Annotated in this window: 19 protein-coding genes; 15 read left to right on the top strand and 4 right to left on the bottom strand. The window is 63.0% G+C overall.

What is annotated here, in order from left to right; genetic code table 11:
* The first annotated feature begins 24 nt into the window (after positions 1 to 24).
* The 14 genes from cpaB (IEX33_RS02755) to IEX33_RS02690 all read left to right on the top strand — a co-directional run bounded on the left by cpaB (IEX33_RS02755) (position 25) and on the right by IEX33_RS02690 (position 13139).
* Positions 25 to 789, top strand: a complete 765-nt coding sequence (gene cpaB, locus IEX33_RS02755; RefSeq protein ID WP_188727478.1) for a Flp pilus assembly protein CpaB — start codon at positions 25 to 27, stop codon at positions 787 to 789.
* Positions 789 to 1988, top strand: coding sequence for an AAA family ATPase (locus IEX33_RS02750; protein WP_188727477.1), 1200 nt, complete (start codon positions 789 to 791; stop codon positions 1986 to 1988). Before cpaB (IEX33_RS02755) ends, IEX33_RS02750 begins: the two co-directional genes overlap by 1 nt.
* A complete protein-coding gene (locus IEX33_RS02745; protein ID WP_188727475.1) occupies positions 1985 to 3454 on the top strand; it encodes a CpaF family protein in 1470 nt (489 codons plus the stop codon). Before IEX33_RS02750 ends, IEX33_RS02745 begins: the two co-directional genes overlap by 4 nt.
* A 14-nt stretch (positions 3455 to 3468) precedes the next feature.
* Entirely contained in the window at positions 3469 to 4398 is a 930-nt protein-coding gene (locus IEX33_RS02740) for a type II secretion system F family protein (protein WP_229675199.1), read from the top strand.
* A gap of 9 nt (positions 4399 to 4407) precedes the next feature.
* Positions 4408 to 5286, top strand: coding sequence for a type II secretion system F family protein (locus tag IEX33_RS02735; RefSeq protein ID WP_188727471.1), 879 nt, complete (start codon positions 4408 to 4410; stop codon positions 5284 to 5286).
* A 265-nt stretch (positions 5287 to 5551) separates the two neighbouring features.
* Positions 5552 to 5752, top strand: a complete 201-nt coding sequence (locus tag IEX33_RS02730; protein ID WP_188727469.1) for a Flp family type IVb pilin — start codon at positions 5552 to 5554, stop codon at positions 5750 to 5752.
* Between the two features lie 88 nt (positions 5753 to 5840).
* Positions 5841 to 6215, top strand: a complete 375-nt coding sequence (locus IEX33_RS02725; RefSeq protein WP_188727467.1) for a TadE/TadG family type IV pilus assembly protein — start codon at positions 5841 to 5843, stop codon at positions 6213 to 6215.
* Positions 6203 to 7240, top strand: coding sequence for a TadE/TadG family type IV pilus assembly protein (locus tag IEX33_RS02720; RefSeq protein WP_188727465.1), 1038 nt, complete (start codon positions 6203 to 6205; stop codon positions 7238 to 7240). The genes IEX33_RS02725 and IEX33_RS02720 overlap by 13 nt, the downstream gene beginning before the upstream one ends.
* 29 nt (positions 7241 to 7269) lie before the next feature.
* A complete protein-coding gene (gene cpaB / locus IEX33_RS02715; protein WP_188727462.1) occupies positions 7270 to 8019 on the top strand; it encodes a Flp pilus assembly protein CpaB in 750 nt (249 codons plus the stop codon).
* Positions 8016 to 9212, top strand: a complete 1197-nt coding sequence (locus IEX33_RS02710; protein ID WP_188727460.1) for an AAA family ATPase — start codon at positions 8016 to 8018, stop codon at positions 9210 to 9212. Before cpaB (IEX33_RS02715) ends, IEX33_RS02710 begins: the two co-directional genes overlap by 4 nt.
* The gene (locus tag IEX33_RS02705) at positions 9212 to 10747 is read left to right on the top strand and encodes a CpaF family protein (RefSeq protein ID WP_188727458.1); all 1536 of its coding nucleotides are present in this window, start codon (positions 9212 to 9214) and stop codon (positions 10745 to 10747) included. Before IEX33_RS02710 ends, IEX33_RS02705 begins: the two co-directional genes overlap by 1 nt.
* Before the next feature lie 8 nt (positions 10748 to 10755).
* Entirely contained in the window at positions 10756 to 11688 is a 933-nt protein-coding gene (locus IEX33_RS02700) for a type II secretion system F family protein (protein ID WP_188727456.1), read from the top strand.
* A 7-nt stretch (positions 11689 to 11695) separates the two neighbouring features.
* A complete protein-coding gene (locus tag IEX33_RS02695) occupies positions 11696 to 12580 on the top strand; it encodes a type II secretion system F family protein (RefSeq protein ID WP_188727454.1) in 885 nt (294 codons plus the stop codon).
* A gap of 94 nt (positions 12581 to 12674) precedes the next feature.
* Positions 12675 to 13139, top strand: coding sequence for an Hpt domain-containing protein (locus IEX33_RS02690; RefSeq protein ID WP_188727453.1), 465 nt, complete (start codon positions 12675 to 12677; stop codon positions 13137 to 13139).
* 6 nt (positions 13140 to 13145) lie between these two features.
* Here the strand turns inward: IEX33_RS02690 and IEX33_RS02685 are convergent, their stop codons facing one another.
* Positions 13146 to 13934, bottom strand: coding sequence for a response regulator transcription factor (locus IEX33_RS02685; RefSeq protein WP_188727451.1), 789 nt, complete (start codon positions 13932 to 13934; stop codon positions 13146 to 13148).
* Between the two features lie 254 nt (positions 13935 to 14188).
* Here IEX33_RS02685 and IEX33_RS02680 point away from each other — a divergent pair, with 254 nt between their 5' ends.
* Positions 14189 to 15856, top strand: a complete 1668-nt coding sequence (locus IEX33_RS02680; protein WP_188727450.1) for a sensor histidine kinase — start codon at positions 14189 to 14191, stop codon at positions 15854 to 15856.
* Here the strand turns inward: IEX33_RS02680 and IEX33_RS02675 are convergent.
* From IEX33_RS02675 to IEX33_RS02665, 3 genes are all read right to left on the bottom strand, one after another.
* On the bottom strand, positions 15853 to 16746 hold the full coding sequence (locus IEX33_RS02675) for a tRNA pseudouridine synthase A (protein WP_188727449.1): 894 nt from the start codon (positions 16744 to 16746) through the stop codon (positions 15853 to 15855). The two genes, IEX33_RS02680 and IEX33_RS02675, sit on opposite strands and share 4 nt — an antisense overlap.
* A gap of 32 nt (positions 16747 to 16778) precedes the next feature.
* On the bottom strand, positions 16779 to 17390 hold the full coding sequence (gene rplQ, locus IEX33_RS02670; RefSeq protein ID WP_188727447.1) for a 50S ribosomal protein L17: 612 nt from the start codon (positions 17388 to 17390) through the stop codon (positions 16779 to 16781).
* Positions 17391 to 17461: 71 nt separating this feature from the next.
* The gene (locus IEX33_RS02665; protein WP_013601812.1) at positions 17462 to 18472 is read right to left on the bottom strand and encodes a DNA-directed RNA polymerase subunit alpha; all 1011 of its coding nucleotides are present in this window, start codon (positions 18470 to 18472) and stop codon (positions 17462 to 17464) included.
* Positions 18473 to 18593: the final 121 nt, after the last annotated feature.

Genomic DNA, 18593 nt, shown 5'->3' with positions numbered 1-18593 from the left:
TGACACACTCTAAGGAGCACTGAAGTGAAATCTCGCCTACTGGGAGGCATAGCGGCGCTGGTATTGGCCGTGGTCGGAGCCATTCTCCTATTCGTTTACGTACAGGGCGCTTCAGCTCGCGCCCAAGCAGGGCTCGAGCCCGTGAACGTCCTGATTGTCAAGCAGCAAATTCCTGCAGGGACGAAAGCTGCCGATCTGGGTTCCAGTGTCCAAGCCCAGTCCATCCCGAAGTCGGCAGTCCCTCAAGGCGCCTTGACAAGCCTTGCCGAGCAGGCCGGCAAGGTCACTGCTGTTGATTTGGAGCCTGGAGAGCAATTGCTGGCCGCTCGCCTTATTGACCCCAGAGATCTGGTTCCCGGAACCGTTCCGGTTCCAGATGGTTTGGAGGAGGTCACGTTCCTCCTTGGACCCGAACGACTTTTGGGAGGCCGCATAGAAGCTGGTGACTCAGTGACCGTATTTACATCATTTGAATCTCAGGAAGGAATGCCCGCTGATGCTCCTGTTTCTGCTGAAATCAAAGGCTGGAAGCAGTCAACCGGGATCCTGTTTCACGACGTTCTTGTCACGGCAGTACAAAAGGCAGCCCCCAAGACTGAGTCATCCACTTCGTCCGAGGAAGGCGTGGAAATGCCGAATGGATCAGCCTTCGTAACCGTAGCACGGAGCGATGTGGACGCGGCCAAGATGATCTTCAGTGCGGAGTACGGGAGCATCTGGCTGGCCAAGCAAACAGATAGTACGGCCAAATCTGACCCACCGCTCACGACATTTGGAGGGCTGTACTGATGAGTCGTTTCGTAGCCATCACCGCAGTTCGCGATTTTGAAGGACGAATCCGCCAGGCAATTACGGGCGCTCTGCACGGGGAACTGCAGACGCTGCCTCCCGAGGTCTTGAAAGGCGGACCGGACGACGTCCTTCGGCAGCTCGATGGCGCGCCTCCTGAAGTCCTTATCCTGGGCCCCGGAGTCGCTCCTGATGATGCACTGAAACTGGCAACAGTTTTTGATCTGCAGTACCCCGAGATCAGCGTCCTTTTGATCGCCGAGCCCAGTCCTGATCTGGTATTGCGGGCGATGCACGCCGGTATCCGTGACGTGGTTGCGTCCGAAATCGGCGCAAGTGACCTAAGGATACTGCTGGAGCGGGCCTGTCTAGCCTCTGCCAGCCGACGCCGCGGCATGGCTCCCGCAGCAGAGGGGATGCAGGACCGCGGCCGGGTCATCGCCGTGATGTCACCGAAGGGAGGCGTCGGCAAAACGACGGTGGCTACCAATTTGGCCATAGGTCTAGGCAAGGTTGCACCTATGGGTGTTGTGCTCGTTGACCTTGATTTGCAGTTTGGGGATGTTGCGTCCGGCCTGCTGCTTGAGCCCGAACATTCGATTACCGATGCTGTTCACGGTGCGGCATCCCAAGACTCCATGGTTTTGAAAGCATTCCTTACGGTCCACCCGGCCGGTATCTACGCCCTTTGCGGACCGAAGACTCCAGCTGAATCTGATTTCATTACCGCTGAGCATGTCAGTCGGCTCATCAATCAACTGGCCAGTGAGTTCAAATACGTTGTCGTGGACACTGCACCAGGCCTGGGCGAACACGTCTTGGCAACTCTGGAACAGGCTACCGACGGCGTCTGGGTCTGTGGGATGGATGTTCCCAGCATTCGTGGGCTTCATAAGTGCTTGGCAGTTCTTCGGGAGCTCCAACTGCTTCCCCAGGGGAGGCATACTGTTCTGAATTTTGCCGATCGTAAGAGCGGAATCACCGTACAAGATGTGGAGGCAACCATTGGTGTCCCTATCGACACGGTAGTTCCCCGTTCTAAGACGCTGCCTTTTTCCACGAATCGCGGCATACCAATCCTGCAGAGCAACGCCAGGGACTCCGCGACCAAGGGGCTAAAAAGGCTCGTAGACCGTTTTGACCCTCAATGGCTGGCTTCCTCTCAAACCAAACTTCACCGACGGGTGGTAGTGTCGTGAAACTCTCAGACCGACTGTCAAGAAGCAACGGCAATTCCGGGGAACCACGGCAGACTGGCCCCTTCCCGGTCGCTCCGCCCGAAATACAGGCAACCGCGATTGTCACGTCGTCAGCAGCTTCCCCTCCCACGCTGTCCGGAGGCTCATCACCTGTGGTCGCAACAACGGCCGCTGCAGTGGATGCCTTGGCAGGCCTCAAGCAGAGGGCCGCCCAAGCCCTCTTCGAACGCATGGGAACCCGGTTCGGTGACAGCGCGTCATCTGAAGAGTCCCTTCGCTCCTCGGCAGTCGAAGAACTTTCTGCGGTGATTGATCAGGAACAGGTGCCACTGTCACCCGAGGAACGCCGCCGGCTAATTCGCGAAATCGCCGACGAGGTGATGGGCTTCGGTCCTCTGCAACGGCTCTTGGAGGACCCCTCTGTCACCGAGATTATGGTCAACCGGTTCGACCAGATTTACATTGAGCGTCACGGGCGACTGACTTTGACCGGTACGCGATTCAGCTCGGATGACCACCTTCGAACCGTCATAGAACGCATCGTGTCCAAGGTTGGTCGCCGCATTGACGAATCATCTCCCCTTGTGGACGCCCGTTTGGAAGATGGTTCCCGCGTCAATGCAATCATTCCGCCGTTGGCAGTCAACGGACCGTCGCTCACCATCCGAAAATTCAGCCAGGTGCCTCTGACGGTTCAAAACCTAATCGATTGGGGTTCCCTGACTCCGGAGATGGCTGAATTGCTGAGCGCCTGTGTGCGCGCCCGTCTCAACATCATAGTTTCAGGTGGCACCGGTACTGGGAAGACAACGCTGCTCAATGTCCTGTCCTCGTTCATTCCGCCGGACGACCGCATTGTCACCATCGAGGACGCGGTGGAGTTGCAGCTCCAACAGGAGCACGTTGTCCGGCTGGAGAGCCGGCCGCCAAACATCGAAGGCAAAGGAGCCGTAACCATCCGTGAACTCGTCCGGAATTCCCTCCGAATGAGACCGGACCGAATCATTGTCGGTGAAGTTCGTAGCGGGGAGTCTCTCGACATGCTCCAGGCAATGAACACCGGCCACGACGGCTCCCTGTCAACAGTCCACGCCAATTCCCCCCGAGACGCCGTAGCACGTCTTGAGACATTGGTCCTTATGGCAGGAATGGACCTCCCACTGCGGGCAATCCGTGAGCAGGTGTCCTCAGCCGTTGACCTCATCATCCAGGTTACCCGGCTCCGCGACGGCAGCCGACGCGTAACTCACGTGACAGAAGTCCAAGGCATGGAAGGCGATATCGTCACGCTGCAGGATGCGTTCCTGTTCGACTATTCAGCTGGCATGGATGCTCAAGGGCGTTTCCTAGGTAAGCCGGTGGCCACGGGTATCCGCCCCCGATTCCTGGATAAGTTCGCGGAACTCGGTATTGCCGTATCGCCATCGGTCTTTGGTACCGGTGTGGTACCAATTGGAAGGCGATAGCAATGGAGTCCCCCATGGTGTTCATCGTGGCGATCGCACTCTGCCTATCGGCAATGATCTTGGTGGTTTTCGTCGTATTCAAACCTCAATTCGGTTCGATTCCTCTTGAACGCCGACGCCCTGGTGTTCGCAACGACAGATCAGCAGTGTCTCGGGTTTCGCAGTCCACTGTTAGCGCTGTGGAAAATATCATCGGCGAATCCGGCGGCCTATACAACCGTGAAGTGCTCTACAACGCCGGCGTAAAGATGGCGCCGGCTGATTTCACCGTAGGGGTTGCAGTCGCTTCGATCCTTGTCGGCGCCTTCGCGGCTCTTCTCACCAATCCGTGGTTGGGCCTTTTGATTGCAACCGCCACGCCGTTCTTGGCCAAGGTTGTGCTAACGATTCGGAGGGACAAGCGACGCACAAAGTTTGAAGCTCAGTTGACGGACACGATTCAGATGCTTATAGGTGGCCTGCGTGTTGGCCACAGCGTTATGCGATCGGTAGAGGCCGCAGCCCAGGAAGCGGACGCCCCAACGTCAGAGGAACTGCTTCGGATTGTCAATGAGACTCGAATTGGCAAAGACCCACGATTGGCTTTCGAAGACGTGGCGGACCGCATGAACAGCGAGGACTTCCGCTGGATCTCACAGGCAATTCAAATAAATCGTGAAGTTGGCGGCGATCTTGCAGAAGTACTCGATCAAGTCGCCGGGACGATACGTGAGCGAAGTGAGATAAAGGGCCAGATACGCTCTCTCAGTGCCGAGGGCAAGATGTCAGCCTACGTCCTCATGGCGCTCCCCATAGGGGTGGCAGTGATCCTCGCCTTTATCAATCCGGGCTACCTGGACGTCTTCGTCGAAAAGCCACTTGGCATCGCAATGCTGGTCGGGGGGCTGTTGATGTTTGTTGTCGGAGGTTTCTGGATGAGCCGCACCGTGAAAATTAAGTTTTAGGGGGACAACGTGACGCCAATAGCTTGGCTGCTAATCTCGCTGGTAGTATTGCCGACCGCTTACTTGGTCTGGGCTTTAGTGGGCTCCGACCGAAGAGCGATACTTGCCGTCCAATCGAATCTGACCCAGGGCTTTACTCAAGAGGGTGGAGCGCCTATTCAGCGCACTCCTGCCCTGCTAGATTTGTCCAAGCGTTTCATGCCCACGGGCTACGAGGCTAAGTTGGACCGCTGGTTGTCGCTCGCCGGTCGTCCTGCATCCCTGCCACTCGACCGCTTGATCGTTGCAAAGCCCCTGCTTGCCCTGGCCGGAGCCCTTTTAGGGTTACTCATGTATGCAGGCTCCTCCACCAGCCAGGTCATCGCTTTAGGTCTCTTTCTGACGGCATTGCTTTACTTCCTTCCGGATCTGCTGATTTACAACAAAGGCATCAAACGCCAGCAGGAAATTGAGCTTGAATTGCCGAATACCGTGGACCAACTGCTCATTTCAGTAGAGGCCGGCCTCGGGTTCGAATCTGCAATGGCCAGAGCAGGTGGATACGGAGGCGGCGCTCTTGCCCAAGAACTCATGCGTACATTGCAGGACATCCAGGTTGGTCGCCCCAGACAAGAAGCATACGAGGCCCTGGCTCAGCGATCCTCTGTGGAAGACCTTCGCAGTTTTGTCCGGGCGATTGTTCAGGCAGACAAGTACGGCATTGGTATTGCCAAAGTCCTCCGAACTCAAGCAAAACAAGCCCGGACCAAGCGACGCCAGAGAGCGGAGGAGAAGGCAATGAAGCTCCCGGTCAAAGTACTCTTTCCACTGCTTCTCTGCATTTTTCCTGTGCTGTTCATTGTTTTGCTTGGGCCAGCCATGATCAACATCTTCGAAGCCTTCACATAAACCCCCGGCGGCAATCAATAGCGCCATCGGCGCCCCATAGACCGGACCCCCTCGGCACCCAGAACCGAGGGGGTCCGCTTGTGTGTGCGTGGCCACGAAATCCAGCGTTAGCGCAGCGAAGGCCCAGTAACAGCGCAGGAGAAATACAGCGTGTAAAGCCTTTGCGCAGGATGCTCCAAGATCCGGAATTAGCGGTTGATCTTCTTGCTAACTTCGTTTCAGTGCTGGTGCAGGGCCAGCCATCCGTCTCGCTCAGGAGTACAGAATGCTTTCTCTTTACACCAACCTCATGATCCGCCTCCGCAACGAAGAAAAGGGCGCAACCGCCGTCGAATACGGCATCATGGTCGCTCTCATCGCGGTCGTCATCATCATTGCAGTCAGCACCCTCGGTGGTACGCTGACCGGTCTCTTCGAGGACGTCAACGCGGATATCATCACTCCCCCGGCTCCCGCCGCCGAGTAGCAGTCCGGTTCCGGCCCCCCATATCGGAACCGCACCGCCTCAAAGAAGCAGGCACAGAACAAGAGTCGTCCAAGAGGAGGTGCAGCAGGTGTCACACGATTCGGAACGCGGTGCAGCCGCCGTCGAATTCGCGATCCTGCTGCCCCTCCTCTTAATGCTTGTCCTGGGAACCATCGAGTTCGGCCGCGCTTACAACGCCCAGATCACCCTCACCAACGCAGCCCGCGACGGCGTTCGGGTCATGGCCATCGGCAACGATCCGGCTGGAGCCAAGACCGCCGCCCAGAACGCGGCAGCATCCGTCAGCAGCACCATCCCCACCTCGGACATCACGCTCAGCACCAACGCGTGCAGCACGGGCGCCCAGGTGACCCTCACCATCAAGTACAACCTGTCCACCATCACCGGCATTGCCGGCCCCTTCCCGATGACCGGCAAAGGGGTCATGCTGTGCGGCGGCTGACCCTAAACAAAGCAAACGAAAAAGGCGCCATCAGCGTCATCGTCGCCATCCTCATGGTGACCCTCCTCGGCTTCGTGGCCATCGCCGTGGACGTCGGGGTGATCTACTCGGAGCGTGCACAGCTGCAGAATGGGGCCGACGCCTCCGCTATTGCCCTGGCGCAGAAGTGCGCACGGAATGCAGCGGATCCGGTGTGTTCCACAACGTCCCCCCTCGCCACCAGCCTGGCCAACCAGAACGCGCTGGACGGCATGAGCAAGGTGCACACCATCGAGCTCGACAAAACCGCCCGGAAAGTCAGCGTCACCACCTCCGCCAAGGAAGCAGGCGGCACCGACAACTCCGTCTCCCTCTTCTTCGCGGACGTCCTCGGCGTTCCAACCAAAGAAGTGGGCGCCCGGGCATCGGCCATCTGGGGAAGCCCCAAGGCCGGCCGCACCGCATTCCCCCTCGCATTCTCCGTCTGCCAGGTCAAGGACAACATCGGCGGCAGCCTCCAGCTCCTCCAGGAACACGGAAAAAACGCCAACGCCGACTGCAACTACGGCCCGTCCGGGGCGGCAGTACAGGGCGGCTTCGGCTGGCTGGTCCAGGACGCCGGAAAGTGCGGCGGCACCATCGACCTCGCCGTCAGCGAAGGCGGCAGCGACCCCGGCAACAATGCTCCCGGCAACTGCACCACCGAACTCAACCGCTGGGCCAGCGACATCACCGCAGGCCGCGACGTCATCGTCCTCCTCCCAGTGTTCAACAAGGTCACCGGAACCGGCGCTGGCGCCATCTACGGGCTCGTCTCCTTCGCAGCTTTCAAAGTCACCGGCTGGAAGTTCAGCGGCGGCACCGGCCTACCGTACGAATTCCGAAGTGAAAAATCCACGACGACGGGCGTCACCACCGCCACCGAATGTAAAGGTGAGTGCCGCGGCGTCATCGGCAGCTTTGTCAAGTACGTCTCCCTCGCCGACGGCTACACCCTAGGACCCGTGGACGAATACGGCGCCACCATCGCACGCCCCACCCTCTAGTCACCACCCCAGATATTCAGGAGCTGAAAGTGAAGTCTCGCCTGCTCGCCGGAACGGCCGCGGTTGCCCTGGCGCTCGTGGGAGCCCTCCTCATCATCTTCTACGCGAACGGCGCCGACCAGCGCGCCCTCGCCTCCACCGAGCCCGTGGACGTCCTGGTGGTCAAGACCGCCATCCCGGCAGGCACCCCGGTCAACGACATGGCCGCCTCCCTGGTTGTCGAGAAGGTCCCGGCAGCAGGAAAATCCGACAGCGCCCTCAGCACTCTCGACGGCAAAGCCAACACCGTCAGCGCAGTGGACCTTATCCCAGGCGAACAGCTCCTGAACGAGCGGCTTGTGGCCCCCGAAGAGGGTGAGGACAAGAGCACTACGACCGTGCCGGCAGGTTTCCAGGAGGTCTCGTTCCAACTGGAGCCGCAAAGGGTAGCTGGGGGACGCATCGCCGTAGGCGACCACGTGGGCATTTTCTTGTCCTTTGAGGATGGTGCTTACAAACCAAAGCTTGAGGATGCAACAACCCAGCTCACACTACGCAAGGTCCTTGTAACTGCCGTTCAGAGGGCGGCCGTCGTAGAAGAACCCGCCGAGGGCGAAGCCAACCCCCAAGACACGACACTCCCGGCAGGCTCGCTCATGCTCACCGTTGCAGTCACTGACGTCGACGCCGGCAAGATCGTTTTTGCTTCCGAGTTCGGAAGGCTGTGGCTCACCAAGGAACCCCTGGACGCCCAGGACAACGGACCCCGGATCGAACGCAAGGAAGTGGTCTACAAGTGAGCCGGTTCGTCCTCCTCTCCCCCAGCGGCGAGTTCGACCAGAAGCTGCGCGCCGCCGTCGCCCACGGCCTCCGCGGCTCCGTCCAGACCATCGCCTCGGACATCCTCCCGGCTGGCCCCGCGGAACTGTTCGCCCTCCTCAACCAGGAGCAGCCCGAAGTCCTCATCATCGGCCCGGACGTCCCCTACGAGGAGGCCCTGCGTTTCGCCAAGGTCTTCGACGTCCAGCTCCCGGGCCTCAGCCTGGTGCTGGTCAGCGACATCGAGCCGTCCTTCCTGGTTCACGCCATGCGCGCCGGCATCCGGGACATCCTCAGCCCGCAGGCGGACGCCGCCGAGATCCGTGTGCTGCTGGAGCGTGCCTGCCAGTCCTTCGCCACCCGGCACCGGAGCCCCGAAACGCAGGCGGCGGACAACGGCGGCAAGGGCCTGGTGATCGGCGTCTTCTCGCCCAAGGGTGGCGTGGGCAAAACCACCCTCGCCACGAACATCGCCATCGGCCTGGGCCAGATCGCGCCCATGAGCGTAGTCATCGTGGACCTGGACTTGCAGTTCGGTGACGTAGCCTCAGGCCTCTACCTCAACCCCGAGCACACGGTCACGGATGCCGTCACCCCCGCCGCTGCCCAGGACTCCCTGGTCCTCAAGGCCTTCCTCACGGTGCACCCCGCCGGGATCTACGCGCTGTGCGCGCCGCCGAACCCGGTGGACGCGGACCACATCACGCCGGACCAGATCACCCGCCTGCTGGAACAGCTTGCCCAGGAATTCCAGTACGTCGTCCTGGACACGGCCCCCGGCATGCCCGAAATCGGCCTGGCCGCCATGGAACAGTGCACGGACGTGGTCTGGGTCAGCGCCATGGACATCCCCAGCCTCCGCGGCCTGCGCTCGGGCCTTGAGGTGCTCCGCCAGCTGGAGATCATGCCCGAGTCCCGGCACGTGGTCCTGAACATGGCCGACGCCAAAGCCGGCCTCAACGTCCGGGACGTCGAGTCCACCATCGGTGCCCCGGTGGACGTCAGCGTTCCCCGGTCCCGCGCCGTGGCCCTGTCCACCAACCGCGGCATCCCTGTCCTCCAGGAATCCAAAAAGGACCCCGCCGTCAAAAGCCTCCGCCAGCTGGTGGAGCGCTTCAACCCGGCGTGGCGTACCCAGACCCAGCGGAAGCTGCACCGAAGGGTGGTCATCTGATGAAACTCTCCGAACGGATCAGCGCGGTCCAGGACCGCAACCAGTCCGCCGGCAGCAGCGTTGCCGTGCTCGAACCACCGCGTCCCGCGGCTGCCCCGGCCAGGACCGGGGAGAGCGAGCCGCGGCACCTTCCCGCCGCTCCCGCCGTCGCGGTTCCAACGTCCGACGCCGGTGCCTCCCCGGTGCCTTCAGCTCCGTCAGTGCCCAAGGCACAGTCCGTGGATGTCTTCGCCGCCATGAAACACCGTGCGGCCACCGCACTTTTCGAGCGGATGGGCGCGCGCTTCAACGACGCGACGGCCACCGAGCACGAGCTGCGGAGCACGGCCAGGGAGGAACTGAGCCGGATCATCGACGCCGAACAGGTTCCGCTGACGCCCGAGGAACGTACCCGGCTTGTCCAGGATATTTCTGACGACGTCCTGGGTTTCGGGCCCCTCCAGCGCCTGCTGGATGATCCCGCCGTCACCGAAATCATGGTCAACCGGATGGACCAGATCTACGTTGAGCGGAAGGGCAAGCTGACCCTGACGGAGTCCCGCTTCAGCTCCGAGGAGCACCTGCGCAAGGTCATCGAGCGGATCGTGTCCAAGGTGGGCCGCCGCATCGACGAGTCCTCCCCGCTGGTGGACGCCCGCCTCGAGGACGGCTCACGCGTCAACGCCGTCATCCCGCCGCTGGCCGTGGGCGGCTCCTCACTGACCATCCGTAAATTCAGCAAGGTCCCCCTGACCGTCCGCAACCTGATCGATTTCGGCACCCTCACCCCCGAGATGGCCGAGCTGCTCAACGCCTGCGTCAAGGCCAAGCTCAACATCATCGTCTCCGGCGGTACAGGCACCGGCAAGACCACCCTCCTGAACGTGCTGTCCTCCTTCCTGCCGGCGGACGAACGGATCGTGACCATCGAGGACGCCGTGGAACTGCAGATCCAGCAGCAGCACGTGGTCCGGCTCGAAAGCCGCCCGCCGAACACCGAGGGCAAGGGCGAAGTGACCATCCGCGAACTGCTGAGGAATTCGCTGCGCATGCGCCCGGACCGGATCGTGGTGGGCGAGGTCCGCGGCGGGGAATCGCTGGACATGCTCCAGGCCATGAACACCGGCCACGACGGCTCCCTCTCAACGGTCCACTCCAACTCCCCCCGGGACGCGGTGGCCAGGCTTGAGACCCTGGTGCTGATGGCCGGCATGGACCTGCCGCTGCGCGCCATCCGCGAACAGATTGCCTCCGCCGTCAACCTCATCGTCCAGATCTCCCGGCTCCGTGACGGCTCCCGCCGCATCACCCACGTCACCGAAGTCCAGGGCATGGAAGGGGACATTGTCACCCTCCAGGACGCCTTCGTCTTCGACTACTCCGCCGGCGTGGACGCCCACGGCCGCTTCCTCGGCAAGCCCGTGGCCACCGGAATCCGGCCCCGGTTCATCGACCGGTTCGAGGACCTGGGCATCCACGTCTCCCCCGGCGTCTTCGCCGGACCCCAGGCGGCGGTGGGCCAGCCCCCGGCGGGCCAGAACCACGGCGGACGGTGACGGCCGCCATGATTCTTGCTGCCGGAACCGCCATCCTCCTCATAGCCGTAACCCTGTTCGGCGCCGCGGTGCTGCTGCCGAGCGCGCCGGACGTGCCGCTGGACCGCCGTCGTCCTTTTGATCCCGAACCTTCCTCTTCCCTGACGCGTTTGGCGCTCTCCGCCGTCCGGTCCTTCGAGCGGCTCCTCGCCGGCCGGAACATCTCCCTCTTTGCCCGGCCCGAGCTTGAGAACGCCGGACTCCGGCTCAGCCAGGCCGAGTTCTTCCTGCTGGTGGGAATCGGCGCCGGCGTGGGGATGCTGGTGGGCACCGTCACCGTGGGACCCCTCGTGGGGCTCCTCCTGGCGCTGCTGGCGCCCTTCATCGGAAAACTCGTCCTGGGATTCCTTGCCGGTAAACGGCGGGCCACCTTCGACGGCCAGCTGGGCGACACCCTCCAGCTCCTGTCCGGCGGCCTCCGCGCCGGGCACAGCATCCTGCGCGCCATCGATGCTGCGGCGGCAGAATCACAGAAGCCAACGTCGGAGGAAATGCGGCGCGTGATCACGGAAACCAGCCTGGGCCGGGACCTGCTCGCCGCCCTCAACGACACCGCGGACCGGATGAAGAACGAAGATTTCGTCTGGATCTCCCAAGCCATCCAGATCAACCGCGAGGTGGGCGGCAACCTGGCCGACGTCCTGGACCAGGTCAACGAAACCATCCGCGAGCGCGCAGAGATCAAGGGCCATATCAAGGCACTGGCGGCCGAGGGCAAGTTCTCCGCCTACATCCTCATCGCCATGCCGTTCGGCATCGTGGCCATGCTGTTGGCGGTGAGCCCGAACTACATGAACTCCATGTTCACCCACCCCCTGGGCTGGGCCATGATCGGGGCCTCGTTTGTCCTCATGACCATCGGTGCGCTGTGGATGCGCAAGATCATCGACCTGAAGTTCTGAGGAAGCCATGAACCTGACCGTTCTCCTCTCTATCCTGCTGGTCTGCGTCCCCCTGGCCGGCCTGGCATGGTCCGTCCTGACGGTGGACAAGCAGGGCCGCGTCGCCGTCAACGATCTCCTGTCCCGCGGTGCCGCACCCGTGGCTGTTACCGCCTCCGGCAAACCCGGGATGTTCGAAGGCATCGGCCGGCGCCTCACCCCCCCGGCGTATGTGGCCTTCCTTGACCGGCTGCTGGCCCTCGCCGGCCGGCCCGCCTCGATGCCGCTGGGCAAGGTCCTCGGCTCCAAGCTGGCGATAGGCCTGGCGGGCATCACGGTGGGCATCTACCTGACGGCCATCGGAAGTACCCCGCTGATGAAGCTCTCCGGCCTCTTTGTCCTGTTCCTGGGCTACTTCATCCCGGACCTCCTGCTCTACAGCAAGGGGCAGGAACGCCAGAAGGCCATGCAGCTGGAACTGGCCAACACCCTGGACCAGATGCTGATTTCCGTGGAGGCGGGACTCGGTTTCGAAGGCGCCATGGCCCGCGCAGGGGAAAACGGCAAGGGCCCGCTGGCTGAAGAACTGGTCCGGACCCTGCAGGATATGCAGGTGGGCCGCAGCCGCCGTGAGTCATATACCGCCCTGGCCGAACGGACCAGCATTCCGGAGCTGCGCAGCTTTGTGCAGGCCGTGGTGCAGGCGGACACCTACGGCATCGCCATCAGCCGCGTGCTGCGGGTGCAGGCCAAGGTCATGCGGGTAAAGCGGCGCCAGCGGGCCGAGGAGAAGGCGATGAAACTCCCGGTGATGATTCTGTTTCCGCTGCTTTTCTTCATATTCCCGGTTCTCTTTATCGCCATTCTTGGACCGGCCGTCATCAATACCGTGGTGACTTTCAGCGGACAGTAAAGCCAACGCAGTACCGCCTGAAAGATCGCTCAAGGTTTCCACAGGATCCCCCGAAATAGGACAACGGAAGAATTTCAGGAAGTAGCCTTGAACAATGCACAGTCAAGATCCCGGCACCAGCCGCGAGGCCGCCGCTGCGGGCTCCCTGCCGCCAGGGATCGCTTCAGCTGCCGGGACCGCGCTGCCACAGGAAGCGGCCGGTCACTTGCCGCTCGTTGACGCGGCCGTCCTTGAAGAGCTGGAAGACGAGCTGGCCGGCTCCGGCCTCGCCCAGCGGTTCGCCCGCGACTATGCCGCCATGTGGGACCAGCGCTACGCCCGGCTGGCTGCGGCGGTGGACGAGCAGGACAGCGCCTCCGCCCTGGACGCCGTCATCAGCCTCAAGATCACATCCGCCATGGTGGGCGGCTTGCGGCTGGCGAAACTCGCGGAACTGCTGGAGTCCGTGATCCGGCTGGGCGACTTCGGCCAGGGCCAGGCGCTCATGGAACGCGTGGCCCAGGACGGCGGGCAGACGGTCACCGAGCTCCAGGCCACCTACATCCTGGAAAACGATTGAGCCCGCCTACTCTTCGAACGGCCTGCTGGGGGCCAGCCGGTAGCCCACGCCGCGGACTGTCTGCAGCCAGCGCGGGGACAGCTGGTCCTCCTTGAGCTTGCGCCGCAGGTTGCCCACATGGACTTCGACGGCGCGCTCGTCAGCTTCGCTGATGTACGTGTCATGCTCGTAGAACTCGCCGCGCACCGCCCGCACAAGGTCAGCCCGGGTGCACACCGCACCGCCGCCCCGGAGCAGCACTTGGAGCAGGTCGAATTCGCTCCGGGTCAGCCCAAGCGGTTCGCCTTTGATCTCCACTGTCCGGGTTCGGTGGTTCAGGGTCAGGCCGTTGTGCTGCAGGACAGCCGAATCGTGGCTGACCGGCGCTGGGGCCGCCGTGGCAGGTGTTCCCCATGCTGGCGCGGGCCTTTGCCCATTAATTTCATGCCGCGGCCGGCGCATCATGGCGGCCACCCGTGCCCGGAGCTCCCTGGGCCGGAAAGGTTTGGCGATGTAGTCGTCCGCCCCCGCGTTGAGGGCAGACAACAGGTCCGGCTCCTCTGTCCGGCCGGTCAGCATCACCACGTAGGCGTTGCTAAAATGGCGGATCCGCCGTAACACTTCAAACCCGTCGATGTCCGGAAGGCCGATATCCAGCGTGACAACATTGGCCTGTTTGCTGCGGACCACTTCCACGCCGGCACGTCCGTCCACCGCTGTATGCACTTCGAATCCCGCCTGGGTCAGCACCCCCTCAAGGAGGTTGCGGACATCGGCATCGTCTTCAATTACTACAGCCACACCAAGTTCATCCATTGATATCCCTGTGCCAGGCGAACATGGCCCCCCATCAGCCCAGCGCCAATGCCATACCCGCTCCAACCATTTATACGCTACTAGTAAGCCCTGCTGATCACATCCTTTTCGGCAGTCATTTTGGAAAGTCAATTACTATGACAAGACATGTGGATTATGAGACGAAAGGATGTGCCCGGGAGTGGCCAGCAGGAATTCGAGCGCAAGCGCTGACCGGCTGTCCGGTCCAGGCCGCGAGGACCTGAATCCCGCCAATGGCTGAGCACCTGTTCCAGCGCGGACCTGCCCGCTTATTCCGTAGCCTCGGACCACGGGCGCAGGTGGCCTTGTGCCAGCTGCCGCTGACGTTGATCGTGGCGGCGCTGGCCGTGGCCACTCCCTTCGCCTGGCCAACCCTGCTGCACAGCCCCGTTTACCTGTCCGGCATCCTCCTTCACGGCGCCCTGTTCCTCGGCTGCCTCCTGGTGCCCTGGGAGCGCCTGGCCCACCGGCCCTACCTGCTGGTCCCGGTCCTGGATTTCCTGGCCATCGGGCTGCTCAGGAACGGCGCCGCACCCCTGCTCCCGGGACTGGCAGTCCTGGCGGTCTTCCCGGTGATCTGGCTCTCGGCTTCGGGCATGCTGGCCCGCAGCAGCCTGGTCCTGAGCTTCTTCGGCACCATGCTCATCATGGTCCCGTCCCTGGCCGGCCGTTTCCCCACCCTGACAGCCTCGGACATCACCACTGTGCTCCTCTTTCCCCTCATGATGCTCTCCGTCTCCCTCGCCATCCGCTTCGCCAGCGTGCACCTCCGGCTCCAGCAGCAGGAACTGGCCAAGAAGGACGGGGAGCTCCGGAAGCTGCTGCACGAAAGCCGGGAACGGGAAAAGCTGCTCCAGACGGTCCTTGACGCAACAGACGTCGGTATTGCCGCCGTCGACCGTTCCGGGCATTTCCTGGTCTCCAACAGCCGGCAGCGGCATTTCCGCCAGGCCACCGGCGCGGCAGGCGCCGTCCCCGGCCAGGGGCACCAGCTGATCTTCGGGCAGGACCGGCGGACCCTGCTGCCGCCCGAGAAACGCCCCATCAGCCGGGCCATAGCCGGCGAATCCTTCGCGGACTACCTGGTGTGGGCAGGCGAGGGAGCGGAACAGCGGGCCGTGTCCACGGCGGCCCGGCCCCTGGTGGGCGAGGACGGCAGCTTCAACGGCGCCGTAGTGGTGTACAGCGACGTCACCGGCTGGGTGGAGGCACTGGCCGCCAACCAGGAGCTCGTCTCGAATGTGTCCCACGAATTCAAGACGCCGCTGAATTCCATCATCGGCAACATAGACCTCGTGCTGGACGACGCCAGCACCCTGCCGCCGCAGGTGGCCCACCGATTGCTGGTGGTCCAGCGGAACGCGGAACGGCTGCTGGCCCTGGTTGCGGACCTGACGGCGTCGGCGTCGGCGGCCCTGAATGTGCACCCGAAACGGACGGACCTCGCCAGCCTGGTGGAGACGAGCCTGGGGTCGGCCCAGGCGGAGGCCGAGCGGGCCCACATCCGGCTCAGCGCCGATGTGCCCTCGCCCCTGTGGGCCTACGCGGATCCGCTCCGGATCGGGCAGGCGCTGGACAATCTGGTGTCCAACGCCATCAAGTACTCCCCCGACGGCGGCACGGTGAGCATCAGCGCCCGAGCGGGCAAGGACTGGGTCCAGCTCAGCGTCAGCGATACCGGAATGGGGATGTCCCGGGAGGACAGCGCCAGGGTCTTCAAACGCTTCTTCCGCACGGAATCCGCCCAGCGGGCCTCAATTTCGGGGGCCGGGCTGGGCCTCTCCATCACCAAGATGATCGTAGAGGGCCACGGCGGCACCATCAGCTGCGAGAGCGGCCAGGGAAAGGGCAGCACGTTCACGGTGACCCTGCCCGCGGACGGCCCTCCGCCGTCGTTCTAGTATTCGCGCCGCGCCCTGGTCAGCTCCGCCCGGGCCAGCAGCTCGTCGTCGGACGGGTAGGCAACCTCTTCCAGCACCAGCGGATGCGGCGCGGCAAGGACCGACTTCGCGTCCCGCTTCTTGGCCAAGAGCCGCTCGTGCAGCCAGCCGGGTTCCTCCACGCCCTCCCCCACGTACAGGGCAGACCCGATCAGTGCCCGGACCATGTTGTGGCAGAACGCGTCAGCCTGCACCGTGGCAACAATGACGCCGTCCTCGCCCCGCGCAAACTCGAAACGCTGCAGCTCACGGATGGTGGTGGCGCCCTCGCGGGGCTTGCAGAAGGACAGGAAGTTCTGGAGCCCCAGCAGCTTGGACGCGCCCTCGTTGAGCAGCACAACGTCCAGCGGGTTCTTGTGCCACAGGGTGAAGTAGCGTTCCAGCGGGTCCCACAGGGCGGGCCCGTCCGCGATGCGGTAGCTGTACCGGCGCCAGAGGGCGGAGAAGCGGGCGTCAAAGCCTTCCGGTGCCAGCGAGATCCGGTGCACCTCTACGGCGCCTGTCAGGTCGCCGAGGATCCGGCTCAGCGCACCGCGGACGCGGCGCAGCATGGCGACGGCGGGATCGAGTTCGTGCCCCCGCGGCAGTCCCTGCCACTCGGCTTCCGTCAGGTCCAGGTGGACCACCTGGCCGCGGGCGTGCACGCCGGCATCGGTGCGCCCGGCCACGGTCACGCGGACAGGCCGGCGGACCAGCAGGTGCAGGGCTTCCTCCAGGACGCCCTGGACAGTCCTGCGGCCCGGCTGCAGCGCCCACCCGCTGAAGGGGCCGCCGTCGTACGACACATCAAGCCGGATACGCAAAAACCCGCCGCCCCCCAATACGGGGGCCGCGGGTTTTTGGTCGTTCATAGACTCAAGTCTATGCGAAGAACATCAGCGAATTACTTCGCGTCCTTTTCCTCGGCTGCGGGAGCCTCGGGTGCTTCCTCAGCGGCCGGAGCCTCTTCGGTTGCAGCTTCTTCAGCAGAAGGTGCCTCAGCAGCAGGTGCCTCAGCAGCTTCGTCAGCGGCGGGAGCCTCAGCGGCCTCAGCCTCGGGAGCCTCTTCTGCAACCGGAGCAGCAGCGGCTTCCTTCTTGTCGGCGTCGCGCTTCGCAGCGGAGGTAGCCTCGGCTACAACGGCCTGCTTGGCGGAAACGGGCTCGAGAACCAGTTCGATGACAGCCATAGGAGCGTTGTCGCCCTTGCGGTTGCCGATCTTGGTGATGCGGGTGTAGCCGCCATCGCGGTTCTCCACTGCCTGGGCGATGTCGGTGAACAGCTCGTGGACGACGCCCTTGTTGCTGATCAGGCCGAGAACGCGGCGGCGGGAAGCGAGGTCGCCACGCTTGGCGAAGGTCACCAGGCGCTCTGCGTACGGCTTCAGGCGCTTGGCCTTGGTCACCGTGGTGGTGATCCGCTTGTGCTCGAACAGGGATGCTGCCAGGTTCGCGAGCATGAGGCGCTCGTGAGCCGGGCCGCCTCCGAGGCGCGGACCCTTAGTGGGGGTAGGCATAATTGTTTCTCCTCAAATGGAAGCCGTGGGCTGTGCACACCATGGTGCCTGCCCGCCGGCCAAGGTCTGGTTTAGAGTTCGTCGTCGCCGAAGGCGGCGTCGTCCTCTTCGATTGCTGCGGCGCGTGCTGCGAGGTCAAAACCGGGAGGCGAGTCCTTGAGGGACAGGCCCAGTTCAACCAGCTTTGCCTTGACCTCGTCAATGGACTTTGCACCGAAGTTGCGGATGTCCATCAGGTCAGCCTCTGAGCGGGCAACGAGTTCACCCACGGTGTGGATGCCCTCACGCTTGAGGCAGTTGTAGGAACGGACGGTGAGGTCCAGATCCTCGATCGGCAGTGCCATGTCGGCTGCCAGGGCAGCGTCGGTGGGCGACGGGCCGATCTCGATACCTTCAGCTGCGGTGTTCAGCTCACGGGCCAGACCGAACAGTTCCACCAGGGTGGTGCCTGCGGAAGCGACGGCATCGCGCGGGGCGATGGCCTGCTTGGTCTCGACGTCGACAATCAGCTTGTCGAAGTCGGTGCGCTGCTCAACACGGGTTGCTTCCACGCGGAAAGTAACCTTCAGCACCGGCGAGTAGATGGAGTCGACCGGGATACGGCCGATCTCTGCGTCGCCGGACTTGTTCTGAGCTGCCGAAACGTAGCCGCGGCCGCGCTCGATGGTCAGTTCGAGTTCGAACTTGCCCTTCGAGTTCAGCGTGGCGATGTGCAGATCCGGGTTGTGGAATTCGACGCCGGCCGGCGGCGCGATGTCCGCGGCGGTGACGACTCCGGGGCCCTGCTTGCGCAGGTAGGCAACAACAGGCTCATCGTGCTCGGAGGAAACCGAGAGGCTCTTGATGTTCAGGATGATCTCAGTGACATCTTCCTTGACACCCGGAACCGTGGTGAACTCGTGCAGCACGCCATCGATCCGGATGCTGGTTACAGCAGCACCGGGGATGGAGGAGAGCAGGGTACGGCGGAGGGAGTTTCCGAGGGTGTAGCCGAAGCCCGGTTCCAGCGGTTCAATGATGAAACGCGAACGGTTTTCGGAGACTACCTCTTCGGAGAGGGTGGGGCGCTGTGCAATGAGCACTTAGGTTTCCTTTCGGCGAGCATCCGCTATATGACGCAACACAGGTGGTGGAAATTCGGTCTGAAGACTTAACGCGCTGGGCTTGCCCGGGCCATCAACGGTCCGGGCAAGCTTATGCGGC

It is taken from the genome of Pseudarthrobacter scleromae (genome assembly GCF_014644515.1).
GTDB classification, from domain to species: domain Bacteria; phylum Actinomycetota; class Actinomycetes; order Actinomycetales; family Micrococcaceae; genus Arthrobacter; species Arthrobacter scleromae.
Note: the sequence above shows the minus strand (reverse complement) of the source record. Positions and strands in the feature narration are given on the sequence as shown.